General features: G+C 53.7%; 14 protein-coding genes. 4 read left to right on the top strand and 10 right to left on the bottom strand.

Annotation, left to right across the window (positions count from 1 at the left end; genetic code table 11):
* Window positions 1-73: 73 nt before the first annotated feature.
* From pyc to DI44_RS11040, 3 genes are all read right to left on the bottom strand, one after another.
* Complete coding sequence (gene pyc / locus DI44_RS11030; RefSeq protein WP_033025027.1) at window positions 74-3,517, bottom strand: pyruvate carboxylase; 3,444 nt, start codon at window positions 3,515-3,517, stop codon at window positions 74-76.
* A 62-nt stretch (window positions 3,518-3,579) separates the two neighbouring features.
* A complete protein-coding gene (gene ftsW / locus DI44_RS11035; RefSeq protein WP_033025025.1) occupies window positions 3,580-4,791 on the bottom strand; it encodes a putative lipid II flippase FtsW in 1,212 nt (403 codons plus the stop codon).
* 122 nt (window positions 4,792-4,913) lie between these two features.
* A complete protein-coding gene (locus DI44_RS11040; RefSeq protein ID WP_013145884.1) occupies window positions 4,914-5,201 on the bottom strand; it encodes a YlaN family protein in 288 nt (95 codons plus the stop codon).
* Between the two features lie 162 nt (window positions 5,202-5,363).
* On the opposite strand from DI44_RS11040, the gene DI44_RS11045 reads away from it, so the two are divergent.
* Window positions 5,364-5,870, top strand: coding sequence for a hypothetical protein (locus DI44_RS11045; RefSeq protein WP_033025024.1), 507 nt, complete (start codon window positions 5,364-5,366; stop codon window positions 5,868-5,870).
* 185 nt (window positions 5,871-6,055) lie between these two features.
* Here DI44_RS11045 and DI44_RS11050 read toward each other — a convergent pair whose 3' ends face one another.
* A complete protein-coding gene (locus tag DI44_RS11050) occupies window positions 6,056-7,387 on the bottom strand; it encodes a PhoH family protein (RefSeq protein WP_033025022.1) in 1,332 nt (443 codons plus the stop codon).
* A gap of 133 nt (window positions 7,388-7,520) precedes the next feature.
* Between DI44_RS11050 and DI44_RS11055 the strand changes: the two genes are divergently transcribed.
* The gene (locus DI44_RS11055; RefSeq protein ID WP_033025020.1) at window positions 7,521-8,120 is read left to right on the top strand and encodes a YhcN/YlaJ family sporulation lipoprotein; all 600 of its coding nucleotides are present in this window, start codon (window positions 7,521-7,523) and stop codon (window positions 8,118-8,120) included.
* A 161-nt stretch (window positions 8,121-8,281) separates the two neighbouring features.
* Window positions 8,282-8,482: a YlaI family protein gene (locus tag DI44_RS11060; protein ID WP_013145887.1), complete on the top strand. Its 201-nt coding sequence runs from the start codon at window positions 8,282-8,284 to the stop codon at window positions 8,480-8,482.
* Window positions 8,483-8,541: 59 nt separating this feature from the next.
* Here the strand turns inward: DI44_RS11060 and DI44_RS11065 are convergent, their stop codons facing one another.
* The 3 genes from DI44_RS11065 to typA form a co-directional block, all read right to left on the bottom strand.
* Window positions 8,542-8,823 (bottom strand): hypothetical protein, encoded by a 282-nt coding sequence (locus tag DI44_RS11065; protein WP_013145888.1) that lies wholly within the window; start codon window positions 8,821-8,823, stop codon window positions 8,542-8,544.
* A complete protein-coding gene (locus tag DI44_RS11070) occupies window positions 8,820-9,128 on the bottom strand; it encodes a YlaH-like family protein (RefSeq protein ID WP_011230571.1) in 309 nt (102 codons plus the stop codon). Before DI44_RS11070 ends, DI44_RS11065 begins: the two co-directional genes overlap by 4 nt.
* A 90-nt stretch (window positions 9,129-9,218) precedes the next feature.
* Window positions 9,219-11,063, bottom strand: coding sequence for a translational GTPase TypA (gene typA, locus DI44_RS11075; protein ID WP_033025018.1), 1,845 nt, complete (start codon window positions 11,061-11,063; stop codon window positions 9,219-9,221).
* A gap of 521 nt (window positions 11,064-11,584) precedes the next feature.
* Here typA and DI44_RS18975 point away from each other — a divergent pair.
* A complete protein-coding gene (locus tag DI44_RS18975) occupies window positions 11,585-11,755 on the top strand; it encodes a DUF5325 family protein (RefSeq protein ID WP_157832555.1) in 171 nt (56 codons plus the stop codon).
* A 50-nt stretch (window positions 11,756-11,805) separates the two neighbouring features.
* On the opposite strand, the gene DI44_RS11080 is transcribed toward DI44_RS18975, so the two are convergent.
* From DI44_RS11080 to DI44_RS11090, 3 genes are all read right to left on the bottom strand, one after another.
* Window positions 11,806-12,600, bottom strand: coding sequence for an inositol monophosphatase family protein (locus DI44_RS11080; protein WP_013523314.1), 795 nt, complete (start codon window positions 12,598-12,600; stop codon window positions 11,806-11,808).
* 105 nt (window positions 12,601-12,705) lie between these two features.
* Window positions 12,706-12,921 carry a hypothetical protein gene (locus DI44_RS11085; protein ID WP_013145893.1) on the bottom strand — a complete coding sequence of 72 codons (216 nt, stop codon included), beginning with the start codon at window positions 12,919-12,921 and terminating at the stop codon, window positions 12,706-12,708.
* 232 nt (window positions 12,922-13,153) lie between these two features.
* A complete protein-coding gene (locus tag DI44_RS11090; RefSeq protein ID WP_033025016.1) occupies window positions 13,154-14,113 on the bottom strand; it encodes a nitronate monooxygenase family protein in 960 nt (319 codons plus the stop codon).
* Window positions 14,114-14,248 lie beyond the last annotated feature (135 nt).

Below are 14,248 nucleotides of genomic sequence, written 5' to 3'. Positions count from 1 at the left end.
CATGCCGGGCGCACACGAAAGAGGGTATCCCGCTCCTTTTGGGACACCCTCTTTTTGCGCGCGATGGACAGTTTCATTTGGACAGCTCAATTAGCAAATCCCCCGCTTGAATGGCATCGCCGCTTTTGACGTAAATGTCTTTGACAATGCCGGCAAACGGCGCCTGCACCGTCGTTTCCATCTTCATCGCTTCCGTAACCATCAAATGGTCGCCTTTGTCAACTTTTTCCCCTTTCTCCACGAGCACTTTCACAACCGTGCCCGGCATCGTGGCGGCAATGTGGTTCGGATTCGTCCGATCGGCCTTGATGCGCTCAGCGACAGCGGCTTTGATGCTTTCATCGCGGATGATGACTTCGCGCGGCTGGCCGTTCAGCTCGAAGTAAACGACGCGTGTGCCGTCCGCCTGAGGCTGGCCGATGGAGACGAGTTTGACGATGAGCGTTTTCCCGCGCTCAATCTCCACTTCAATTTCCTCGCCGAGGCGCATGCCGTACAGGAACGTCGGTGTATCGAGCACCGAAATGTCGCCGTATTTTTCGACCGTTTCGGCATATTCCAAAAACACTTTCGGATAAAGCGCATAGGCAATGGCGTCAAAGTCGGTCACTTCGCGGCCAAGCTTGTCGTACAGCTCCCGCTTGATTTGCTCGAAATCGACCGGCTCGAGCAACTCGCCCGGACGAACGGTGATCGGTTCGCGCCCTTTCAAAATAATGCGCTGCAACTCTTTCGGGAACCCGCCATGCGGCTGGCCTAAATAGCCTTCGAAAAACTCAACGACCGAGTCCGGGAAATTGAGCGTTTCACCGCGTTCAAAAATGTCTTGCTCCGTCAAATTGTTTTGCACCATGTAAAGCGCCATGTCGCCGACAACTTTCGATGATGGCGTCACTTTGACGATGTCGCCGAACAAGTCGTTGACGCGGCGATACATTTCTTTCACTTCATCCCACCGATCGCCGAGGCCGACCGCTTTTGCCTGCTGCTGCAGGTTGCTGTACTGGCCGCCTGGCATCTCATGCATGTATACTTCCGTATGCGGCGCGTTCATGCCGCTTTCAAACTCCTGATAAAATTTGCGCACATCTTCCCAATAGCGGGCCAACTGCTCAAGGCCGTAAATATCGACCTCCGGCGCCCGCTCCGTTCCTTCAAGTGCATAGTAGAGCGTATTGGCGCTTGGCTGCGACGTCAAGCCGGCCATCGAGCTGACGGCGACATCGACGATATCGACGCCGGCTTCGATCGCTTTGGCGTACGTGTAAATGCCGTTGCCGCTCGTATCGTGCGTATGCAAATGGATCGGAATGTCGACCGTTTCCTTGAGCGCGGAGATGAGCACGTACGCCGCCTGCGGCTTCAACAGACCAGCCATATCCTTAATGCCTAAAATGTGCGCTCCGGCTTGCTCGAGCTCTTTCGCCAAGGCTTTGTAATAATCCAAATTGTACTTCGGCCGGTTCGGGTCCAAAATATCGCCCGTATAGCAAATAGCCGCCTCGGCGATTTTGCCGCTTTGCCGGACGGCATCGATCGCCACCGTCATCCCTTTGACCCAGTTTAAGCTGTCGAAAATGCGGAAGACATCAATGCCGGCTTGCGCCGATTTTTCAACGAACTCGCGGATGACGTTGTCGGGATAGTTTTTATACCCCACGGCGTTAGCAGAGCGGAGCAGCATTTGGAACAAAATGTTCGGGATGCGCTCGCGCAGCTTCAAGAGGCGGTCCCACGGATCCTCCTTCAAAAAGCGATACGCCACGTCAAACGTCGCCCCGCCCCACATCTCAAGCGAGAACAAGTTGGGCAGCAAACGCGCCGTCGGCTCAGCGATCCGCAACAAGTCGATCGTGCGGACGCGCGTCGCCAACAACGACTGATGGGCGTCACGGAACGTCGTATCGGTCAAGAGCACGCGCGGCTGCTCTTGGATCCAGCGAACAAGCCCTTCAGGTCCGCGTTCATCCAAAATTTGCTTCGTTCCCGCTGGGATCGGTTCCGTTTGGCTCACCTTCGGCACGCGCGGTTTGTCAAACACCGGCTTTTTCTTTTTGCCGATGCCAGGGAAGCCGTTGACCGTCACGGTGCCGATGTACGTAAGCATTTTCGTCCCGCGGTCTTTTCGGCGCGGGAATACAAACAATTCCGGCGTCGTATCGATAAATGACGTATCGTATTCCCCCGACAAAAATTTCGGATGCTGAACGACGTTTTCCAAAAACGGAATGTTCGTTTTAATGCCGCGAATGCGGAATTCACGCAAGTTGCGCAGCATTTTTCTTGCCGCCTGTTCAAACGTCAACGCCCATGTCGACACTTTCACGAGCAGCGAATCGTAATACGGCGTAATGACCGCCCCTTGGAAGCCATTGCCGGCGTCCAAGCGCACGCCGAAGCCGCCGCCGGAACGGTACGCCATAATTTTTCCCGTATCCGGCATAAAGTTGTTGAGCGGGTCTTCCGTCGTCACCCGCGACTGAATGGCGTAGCCGTTGATGCGGATGTCTTCCTGCTTTGGAATGCCGACTTCCGGGCTGTGGAGCGAAAAGCCGTCGGCGATTAAAATTTGCGACTGGACGATGTCAATCCCGGTGATCATTTCGGTGATCGTATGCTCAACTTGAATGCGCGGATTGACTTCGATGAAATAAAACTCATCTCCGGAGACGAGAAACTCAACCGTGCCAGCGTTGACGTAACCGACGCTTCTCATGAGCCGGACCGCCGCCTCGCAAATGCGCTCGCGCAGCTCGTCCGACAACGAGACGCTCGGCGCGACTTCAACAACTTTTTGATGGCGGCGCTGCACCGAGCAATCTCGTTCATACAAATGGACGATGTTTCCTTCATGGTCGCCCAAAATTTGCACTTCGATATGCTTCGGCTTTTCGATCAGCTTTTCGACATAGACATCGTCGCTGCCAAACGCCGCTTTCGCTTCCGACTTGGCGCGCTCGAACGCTTCCTTCACTTCCGACTTCGAGCGGACGATGCGCATGCCGCGGCCGCCGCCGCCCAGCGCCGCCTTGATAATGATCGGATAACCGTGCGTTTCGGCAAAGCGGACGACCTCTTCAAGGCCGCTGACCGGACCGTCGCTGCCCGGAATGACGGGAATGCCCGCCTTCATGGCCGCATGGCGCGCTTTCACTTTATCGCCGAACATATCCAAATGGTCTTCGTTCGGACCGATGAAAATGATCCCTTCTTCGCGGCACCGTTTGGCAAATTGGATGTTTTCCGACAAAAACCCATATCCCGGGTGGATGGCATCGACATCGTGGGCTTTGGCGATCTCAATGATGCCTTCGATGTCCAAGTAGGCTTCGATCGGCTTTTTCCCCTCACCGACCAAATACGCCTCATCCGCTTTATAGCGGTGATACGAGCCGGCATCTTCCTTTGAGTAAATCGCCACCGTACGGATGTCAAGCTCTGTGCAGGCGCGGAAGACGCGAATGGCGATCTCCCCGCGGTTGGCTACTAGCACTTTGCGAATTCGTCTTGTCCTCATCATGTCCCTCCTCCTTTATTTAATAAAAGTATAAAAGTTTTGGCGATTTGTAAATACACTTTCTAAAAAGTCAGACCTCTTTTCTGCCCGCTGACCATCGTTTTTTCACCCTTTTTATACCGTTGCTCGTACTTTGCAAACATGGAAATGTTCACAAGCAGACCGAGCGAAGCCATGGTCAGGACAAGCGACGTTCCCCCATAGCTGACGAGCGGCAGCGGCACCCCTGTAATCGGAATAAGGCCAACGACCCCACCAACGTTAATGAACGTTTGAAAGCCGATCATGACGGAGATGCCGATCGCAAGCAGGCTCCCAAACGGATCGTGGGAGCGGCGGGCAACCCAAAGCCCGCGCAGCACAATAAACGAAAGCAACCCGAGCGTAAACGTCACGCCAAACAAACCGAGCTCCTCGGCGATGACCGCCATAATAAAATCGGTGTGCGACTCCGGCAGGTAGCCGTATTTTTGAATGCCTTTGCCAAGTCCCACACCTTTCAGCCCGCCAAGCCCGATCGCCAAATACGAATTGACGAGCTGGTAGCCATCGCCGTTTGCGTATTGAAATGGATCCAAAAAGCTGTAAAGGCGCGACATCCGCTCGGGAGAAAAGATGTGTTTGCCGATCAACGGAAGCCAAAGCGGCGACGACACCGCCCCAACGAGAATAAAAAAGCATAGCTGCTTTAAGAGTAACATGAGGCGCAACCCAGACGAGACAATGATGCATATGGCAATGGCAAAAACGATCGCTGCCGTGCCGAAGTCCGGCTGAATGGCGATCAAAAAGCAAATAAAAAGCGTATAATAAATGGGGAACAAATTGCTTTTCACCGGCTCGGCCAGCCGCTTCCGCTTGTTGGCGAACGCTGCGGCCAAGTATAAAATCAGGCCGAGCTTCGCGAGCTCCGCCGGTTGGATCGAAAGCGCCCCGACGCGAAACCAGCTTGTTGCGTGGTTGGCCGTATGGCCGAGAAAGGCGACGGCGATAAGCATCAATGGAGAAGCAAAAAAGACGAGTTTCACCCATCGCTCCGCCCGCCACACTTTATACGGAATCGCCATCATGATGGCGAACGCGATGAATCCGGCAATCAGCCACAGTTTTTGCCGCTCGTAAAAATAGTCGCTTGGCACTTCAAAGCGGATGACAGCGGTGACCATGCTCGAGCTGTACACCATAATCAATCCGAACAACGACAGCATGGCGACCGCGGCGATCAGCGGATAATCGTAGCACTTCAATACTTTTTTCCATAATTGTCGTTCCATCGTTCCTCTTCCCTGTGAACATGTATGTACTTAAAATCATTCGCAGCGGCGCGCCGTTTTCCTGCCGAAAAACAGAAAAACTCAAACGATGGTGTGCCAATCGTTTGAGTTGCCTTATATTCTTATCGTACGCGCTTTTTGGCCACGGCCTCGTGCAACGCGGAAAGTTCGCGCTCAAGCCGGTCAAGGAGCGCCTTTCCGTCTTTCGCCTCCACAAGCCCGAGGCGCACCGCAAAATCAATTTCCCGTGACAACCCGAACATTTGCGTGTCAAGCACTTCTTCATACACCGGACATTGCGGCATCGTCAAATGGTCCATTTGCACGCGGATGAGTTGGATGATTTTCTCTGCATCCGCTTGTAAAAGCGCGTACGCCTTCTCCCGATAGCTCATCGATTCGTCCGTCACATCGATCCCTCCGTTCTCTCCCCTATCCTTCTTTACATCTTAACGTGAAACAAGCCATTTTGCAAGTTGAAACCGTTGACAGCAACCCGGCCTGGAACATGACAAGCTCTTTCGTTATTATTATACTAAAAACGGTGGGAACATGCAGAGGAGAGGTGTTTCATGAACGATATTATTGTGCTGACAGGAAAGGTGAAGTTTACGATCACGCTTGACCCCGGCGTCTGGATTTTCGACGACCGGAAAGTAGACATGGATGCGTATTTTTCGGAGCCGGCTCCACAGCCGACGGAAGCGGAGCAAGAGGACGAGGAAATCAAAAAGCTGTCGGCATTTTGGGACCGAGAAATTCAAGAGGGCGCCGTTTTTCCGCCGACGTTGAAAACGGAGCGGCGCTTTTTGAAGGAGAAAATCATCACCGGCTCGTTCGGCATGCCGTTTGCCCCATTTTTGCGAAACGCTGAGCCGCATGAAGACGCGTCTGAACTTGTCATTGAGACGGAACATGGAGAAACAGTGATCCCTCTGGAAAAGGCGTACGACCTGATTTTCGCTTTTTCCAAAAACGGAAAACCGTTGCGCGACGACGGTCCGGTGCACATTTATTTTGGCGACGGTTCCAACCGCGAGGCGCCGATTACTCATGTGCGTCGGCTCGTCGTCCGATGACCGGGCGCCCCATGAAGGGGCGGCCCGGTGTTTGAGCTTTTTAGGCCTTCAGCCGCCTCAAGCGCTTTGAACCTAGATGTTTTCCACAGCGCCCCGGGCGGCGGGTGCCTTTCGAAACGTTCGTGGCGGCGGGCCGCGCGCCTGGCACCCGTTCTTTAACGGCGGATGCTCTGAGGAACGCCTAGCTACAGCAAATCAGCGGCAAGCTGGGCGAGCGCCGAACGCTCCCCTTTGACGAGCCGGATATGACCGGCGATTTTTTGGTCTTTAAACTTTTCGACGACGTACGTCAACCCGTTGTTATATTCATCCAAATACGGATGGTCGATCTGTTCCGGATCGCCCATTAAAATAATTTTGCTTTTCTCCCCGACGCGCGTCAAAATCGTCTTCACTTCATGCTTCGTTAAATTTTGCGCCTCATCAATGATGATAAACTGCTCCGGGAGGCTCCGGCCGCGGATGTACGTAAGCGCCTCGACTTCAATCGAGCTCATGCCGGCTAAAATCGCATCGAGTTCCCCCGGTTTTTTCGTGTTGAACAAGTATTCCAAGTTGTCAAAAATCGGCTGCATCCACGGGCGCAGTTTTTCTTCCTTTTCCCCTGGCAGAAAGCCGAGATCTTTCCCCATCGGCACAATCGGCCGAGCGACGAGCAATTTTTTGTATGTGCGCAAATCTTCCGTTTGCATCAACCCGGCGGCAAGGGCAAGCAGCGTCTTGCCCGTCCCGGCTTTGCCGATTAGCGTCACAAGCGGAATGTCGTCGCGCATGAGAAGCTCAAACGCCATCGTCTGCTGCACGTTGCGCGGGCGAATGCCCCATATATGTTCGTAATGGAAGATGAGCTTTTTCACTTTTTTTCCATTTTGGTCGACAATGCCAATCGCTGACGCCGAGCTGCCAAACGCGTCTTTCATGATGATGAACTGGTTCGGATAAAACGGGTGGTCGGCGATATCGGCGAGCACGAGCTCCCCTTTGTCGTAAAATCGCTGCAGGTGGTCCTTTCCTATGTACAGCTCCAAAAATCCGCTGTAAATATGGTCGACATCAACGACGCGGTCGCTTAAAAAGTCTTCTGCCTGCAGCCCGATGGCATCCGCTTTGACGCGCACGAGCGCATCTTTGCTCACCAAAATGACGGAGCGCCCATCTTCCTTCGCCTGCTCTTCAAGCGATAAATTTTTCGCCACCGCCAGAATGCGGTTGTCATTTGTTTTTTCGACAAAAATTTCTTGCAGTTGATGAAACGAACGATGGTTCAACTCAATGCGCAGCGCCCCTCCGTTTTCAAGCGGAATTTTTTCATGCAGCTTGCCGTTTTCGCGCAGACGGTCGATGAGCTTTGACACTTGGCGGGCATTCCTCCCAATTTCATCCATATAACGCTTTTTCGAATCCACTTCCTCAAGCACGACCGCCGGAATGACGACCTCATTATCCTCAAACGCGAAAATCGAATACGGATCTTGCAACAGCACGTTCGTATCGAGCACGTAAATTTTTTCCCCCAAATTCCGCTTCCCCCCATGTGAGTTTTTCACGTTTTTCCGTTGGATGGGAATGGCTGTAATACAACATATGAAAACATGTATAAAGATAGAAGGACATTTGCAAACTAAAGAAAAAAAGTCGAGGTGGCCCATTATGAAGAGAAATTGCTGGCTCGCCGCTTTCTTCCTTCCCCTTTTGATTTTCAGCGGTTGCACATTTGGAAACGATCATGAAGCGAACGAGCCCAATCGTTCGCTCGTGCGCGTCAAAAATACGGTCGATGAACGCGTCGAGAACAAATCCGGGCAAGAGATCGCCCGCCAGCTTGCAGAAATCGCCGACCGTGTTCCAAACGTTCACAATGCCGCCGCGATCGTCGTCGGCAAATATGCCATCGTCGGCATTGACGTCGGCGCCAATATGGATGCCTCGCGCGTCAGCACCATCAAATATTCCGTCGCCGAAGCATTGCAAAAAGATCCGTACGGTGCGAACGCCATTATTGTCGCCGACCCGGATCTTTACACCCGCGTGCGCAACATCGGCCGGCAAATCGATGAGGGGAGGCCGGTGCAAGCGTTCATGAACGAAATCGCCGACATCGTCGGACGAGTGATGCCGGAAGTGCCAAGCGATTTGTTTGAAACGACGCCGAAGCCGACCCAAGAAAACAACGGACAGCTGAACGAACGGGAGGAGCGGCAGCTGAACGAACAGCAAAACAAGCAATCGAATGAACATTTAAATCGATAAACGGTTTCTGTGTGGGTTATAATGGAACAGAAAGCGCGGCTCATTTCCGAGGAAAGCGGGAGTGAAATGCATTTGAATCAACAAACGATGGCGGGAAATGTGGTATAATGGGAACGAAAGAACACTCTACCATTTCGCGTTTGGATGTATTGAGGTGAACAATGAGAGTCAAATGCGTGCTTTGCGACCAAATCGATACGATCGACGATGAATCGCCGCTCGCCAAGCGGCTGCGCAACCGCCCGATCCACACGTACATGTGCCGCGAATGCCACGACCGCATCACCGAAAAAACGAAACAGCGGCTGGCAACAGGAAAGTTCCGCTTCTATCGCGGCCGCCGCGCAGACGATGATTGGTGATCCCGCAAAAAAAAACGGTGCGGAAGAGCGATCGCTTTTCCGCGCCTTTTTGGTTGTCATCATCCATACTTTTCCGGTTCGGCTTCGATCTGCCGCCACATCGCCTCAGCCAGCTCAAGCGGGAAACACGCCGCCCTTGTTTCCCCGCCGCGCACATATTCGACGATGTATTGCCCATTCGTTTCATCTTTGACGGCGTCTACGGCCGTCACACCAAAGTCGTTTTCCAAGATGGCGCGGAAAAACGAGGCCGTATCGCGCGCCGCCGCATCGTGCGGACGGGCTTTGGCGACGATGTGGATCGTCAGCCAGTTATAAAGGGCATCCTGCACGGATTTCATGACTTTTCTCCCTCTTTCGCCTGCTTCAGGCGCACTTTATAAATGATTAATACGAGGGCGGCGACGGCCAATCCTTCTGCCACCGGCAAAAAGACAGCAAAAAAGGTCAAAACCGTGCAGCCAAGCGCCAGCAAAACGTAAATGATGACGTTTTTCAACAGCGGCAGGCGGCGGGCAAAACCGAGTCGATACACAAGCGCGGCAAGCAACAACACTGTCACATACAATAGCCACATACCTCGCTCGGGATGATCGTGCACCTTATAAAGCGAGGCGAAAAACGTGAGCCGTTCGAGCACATTCACATCATTCCCCTCCCGTTCATCCTAATAGCGCCCTTCTCCAAGGCGTTTTCGATTGTTCGCAAACTAAAGACGCGCGCATGGCGCTTCCGGCTATTTCGCCTGCTCAACCGCTTTCTTTTTCTTCTCCGCCTTTTCACGCTCGCTTTTATTCAAGATTTTTTTGCGCAACCGGATCGAGGCTGGCGTCACTTCACAATATTCATCATCATTCAAATACTCGAGCGCTTCTTCAAGCGTCAACAGACGCGGCTTTTTCATCGTCACCGTCTGTTCTTTCGTCGATGAACGCATGTTGGTGACATGTTTTTCGCGGCAAATGTTGACGACCAGGTCGTTTTCGCGGTTATGCTCGCCGACGATCATCCCTTCGTACACTTCAGTGCCCGGCTCAACAAAAATGGCGCCGCGATCCTCAAGTTGCATGATGCTGTAAGCCGTCGCCTTTCCGGTTTCCATCGAGACGAGCACCCCTTGGCGGCGGCCGCCGATGGCGCCAGGCTGCACGGGGGCATAATGGTCAAACGAATGGTTTAAAATTCCATATCCGCGCGTCAACGACATAAATTCACTCCGATAGCCGATCAAGCCACGCGACGGCACAAGGAAGACGAGACGCACTTGCCCGTTGTCGCCGTGCACCATATCGACGAGCTCGCCCTTGCGGCTGCCGAGCGACTCCATGATCGCTCCCGTATATTCCTCCGGGATGTCAATGACGACCCGCTCGATCGGCTCGCACGTGACACCGTCAATCTCTTTTAGAATGACTTCCGGCTTCGATACTTGCAGTTCGTATCCTTCGCGGCGCATGCTTTCAATCAAAATCGCCAAATGAAGCTCCCCGCGGCCGGAGACAATCCACGCATCCGGCGACTCGGTCGGCTCAACGCGCAGACTGACATCCGTCTCCAGCTGGGTGCGAAGCCGCTCCTCCAGCTTTCTCGCCGTCACGTATTTGCCTTCGCGCCCCGCAAACGGGCTGTTGTTGACGAGAAACGTCATTTTGAGCGTCGGCTCATCGATGCGAAGCGGCGGCAGCGGCTCTTGATGATCGGGCGGGCAAACCGTTTCACCGACATTGATGTCCTCCATCCCGGCGACCGCGACGATGTCGCCAGCGTGCGCTTCTTCAATCTCAATCCGCTTCAACCCAATAAAACCAAACAGCTTCGTGACACGAAACATCTTGACGGCACCGTCGCGCTTTAAGAGAGCGACTTGCTGGCCTGTTTTCATCGTGCCGCGGAAAATGCGGCCGATGCCGATGCGTCCGACATATTCATTATAGTCGAGCAGCGCCACTTGAAACTGCAACGGTTCGCTGCGGTTGTCCGCCGGCGCCGGAATATGCTCGATGATCGTCTCAAACAAGGCGGTCATGTCACCGTCCTGGCGATCCGGATCGAGGCTTGCCGTCCCGCGCAGCGCCGATGTGTACACGACTGGAAACTCGAGCTGCTCCTCAGAAGCACCAAGTTCGATAAACAGGTCGAGCACCTCATCAACGACTTCCGCCGGCCGAGCAAATTCGCGGTCGATTTTGTTGACGACGACGATCGGCACAAGTTGCTGCTCAAGCGCCTTTTTCAGCACAAACCGCGTCTGCGGCATGCAGCCTTCATACGCATCGACGACAAGCAAGACGCCGTCGACAAGGCGCATGATCCGCTCCACTTCCCCCCCGAAATCAGCGTGTCCCGGCGTATCCAAAATGTTGATGCGCGTTCCTTTATACAAGACAGCCGTGTTTTTGGCCAAAATCGTAATGCCGCGCTCCCGCTCCAAATCGTTGCGGTCAAGCGCCCGCTCCGCGACTTGTTCGTTTTCGCGGAACGTCCCTGACTGCCGAAGCAGCTGATCAACGAGCGTCGTTTTCCCATGGTCGACGTGAGCGATGATCGCGATATTGCGGAGATCGATTCGTTTGTTCGTCAATGTCGGTCACTCCTGTTCGGCAAACTGCTTGTCTATTATATCACAACCGATAGAAAATCGGCATGTTTTCCTGTACACTAGAAAAAGACGCCCACTTTGCCAGAAAGGAGTCAACCCAGTCAACTACCCCCACTTCGCTAACGCTTGAAGTGGGGGCTTGCAACTCCCCAGAAGTGCAAACGGACTTCGTCCTCCTTCCTTGACTTGGGGTTGCATCAGGGGGCAGGTTGACGACTACCCAACGACGCAGGTCATGCCTGCATCGTTACCGATTCTCTCGGTGTGTCTGTTGGCAGTACTTGGCTTCCACACACAACAGACGGACCTACGCTCGATGTTTGACGGTTGCAACGTTTCCTGCAACCAACTCCATACATCGAGTAGCAGCTATTGGAGTGCCTTTATTGAACGGTTTTCTCCACGCCTTTATTCTATCATATAGAAAAGAAAGGGGGAACGCGCATTCCTCTCCCACTTACTCCCTTTGGTCGTTGAAGTGGGAGTCTCCTGCGCGAAATAGGATGAAACGGATCGAGCCTGTACCTCTGTTGCTCGCCATTCTTGCCGTCGCCGCCATCATGGCGATCGGCGTCTTCATCGCCGAGCAAAGTTTGATCGGCATCGCCGCTTCCACGCTCATCTTGATCGCCGCCATGGGCGCCGGGTTCGCCCATAAAAAACGGACGCGTTGAAAAACGGGACAAGCTGGATGCTTGTCCCGTTTTCGCGATTTCGCGCCCCATCAATCGTGAAGATAGCGCCGCAAAATTTCTTCGTGCACCCCAGGTTTCGCAGCAAGCACCGAATTGCGGCCAAGCAGATCCAGCGGCTTCCCGTCAAGGGTCGTCACCATTCCGCCCGCTTCTTCAATCAAAATCATCCCGCCGGCGAAATCCCACGGCGACAGGCGCGGCGAAATGTAGGCGTCCAAACGGCCGGCGGCAACATACGCGAGCTCAAGCGCCGCTGAACCATACGAGCGCGTGCCGCGCGCCTCTTTCGCCAGCCTCATGAGCGGGCGATGGTCGAGGCGCTTGTTTTCCATGAGCCATGTCCCGTTGATGGCGATGATCGACTCCGCCACTGGCGCGGGCTGCAGGAGGCCGAGCGGCTCCCCGTTCAAAAACACCCCCCGCCCTTTTTGCGCCGCATACAGTTCGTCAAACACGACGTCATACACGTAGCCGAGCTGCCCGATGCCATCTTCAAAAATGCCGATCGATACAGCAAAATGGCGCCGCTGATGAACGAAATTCATCGTGCCGTCGATCGGGTCAATCACCCAAACAACGCCGTCCAAGGCATCGATCCGGTCGCCAAATCCTTCTTCCCCCAACAGGCGGTGGCTAGGGAACTGGCGACGGATGTGCTCGGCGAAAAACTGCTCAATGGCGCGGTCAACATTCGTCACTAAGTCGTTCGGGTTCTCTTTCGCTTCCACCGTCAGCTGTTTGGCAAACGAGGCGCGGATGCGCTTTCCTGCTTCGTCGATCCATTGCCGGGCGTATCGGTCGATTTCTTCCCATTTTTCTGCCATATTGATTCCTCCTGCCTTCGGTTATGTATAGATCGCAACCGGAACGGGGGCGGACACCGCTCAAGAAAAAAACGAACCGGAAAGATGGTTCGCCTTGAATCAGAATCATACTTGAAGGCGCATCAGTTCTTGGCGCAGCTTTTCAAGCCGCCGTTTGCACTCTTTTTTCTTTTCTTCATCGTTTTCCATCATGGCCTCGTACAGCGTCGCTAATTCGTAATCGAGTTCGAGCCGCAACACCGCCATGCGTTTGTCTCCATCTGGTCGCTTCAGCGAATTGGCGGTTTTTTTCATATTCGTCCGCACCCCTTTCTCGATCATCCGCTAAACTTCCGGCGCCCGTCACGAATGTGCTGCTTCATTTTGTTTTATATTATATTATGTGGAAAAAGGGGTGTGTGCAACTAATTTGTGCGTTTACCTACCGCGCTTCCGTTGTGGCTCGAATGATACCACAGCGATAATCCCAGGGGAACTATGACCATCAATGATTTCTTGTGTTGACCAGTCGTAGGAAAATGGATAGGAATAACCCATTGTTCCACCTCCACCGTTAGTTTGCCCAACGGCGCCGAATTTGTTCCGCCTCTTCAATCATGCGGGCAAACAACTCAGCGACGGACGGAACGTCGTGAATGAGCCCGATCGCCTGCCCGGCCCAAGCGAATCCTTCGTCCACCTTTCCTTCGTAAATGAAGCGCCGGTTCGCTTCTCCGCTAATATATTCTTTTAAATCATCATACGTACCGCCTTGGCGCTCGATTTCCAATATTTTTTCCGCCCAGGCGTTGGCCAGCACCCGCCCTGGCGCCCCGAGCGACCGTTTAATGATGACCGTATCGTTTTCGGTGGCGTTGAGAATCATTTCTTTATATGCGGGATGAGCATGAACGCATTCTTTCGTGGCGATAAACCGCGTTCCCATCTCAATCCCTTCCGCTCCAAGCGCCAATGCCGCCATCAACCCGCGTCCATCGGCGATGCCGCCCGAGGCGATGACCGGAATCGATACGGAGTCAACGACTTTCGGAATAAGGACGAACGTGCCAGTATCGTATTTGCCGAGATGCCCGCCCCCTTCCTGACCGACGACCATCACCGCATCAGCACCGAGCTCCTCTGCTTTCACTGCCTGGCGGACGGCGGCAACGAGCACGAGCTTTTTCACGTTCGTTCCTTTCAATTGTTCAAAAAACGGCGCCGGATTGCCGCCGGTGACCGAAACGACCGGCACCCCCTCATCAAGCGCTGCTTCAAGCATATGAGCAAACGGGCGGCTGTGCTGGCCAATGGCGAAATTGACGCCGAACGGCCGATCGGTTTTTTCCTTCACCTTGCGGATTTCCTCGCGCAGTTGCTCCGGTCCATCGAGCGACATCGCCGTAATTTGTCCGAGCCCACCGGCGTTCGAGACCGCTGCGGCCAAATCAGCGTACGCCAAGTAAGCGAGCCCCCCTTGAATGATCGGATATGTAATGCCGAGCAGCTCTGTCACCCTCGTTCTCCATTTCATTTCGATAACGCCCCCTTTTTGCTTTGTCTTTCTTTTATTTCTCTCTTGAACCGCTGTTTTCCTTTTTCAGCGTCCATTCATTTCTTCTTTGCAAACGGAAAAATCCATGCTATAATGCACTTGTTTTATCCTCGA

This window comes from Geobacillus sp. CAMR5420 (genome assembly GCF_000691465.1).
GTDB classification, from domain to species: Bacteria; Bacillota; Bacilli; order Bacillales; family Anoxybacillaceae; genus Geobacillus; species Geobacillus thermoleovorans.
The sequence above is the reverse complement of the archived record's forward strand: the minus strand, read 5'-3'. Positions and strand labels throughout refer to the sequence as shown.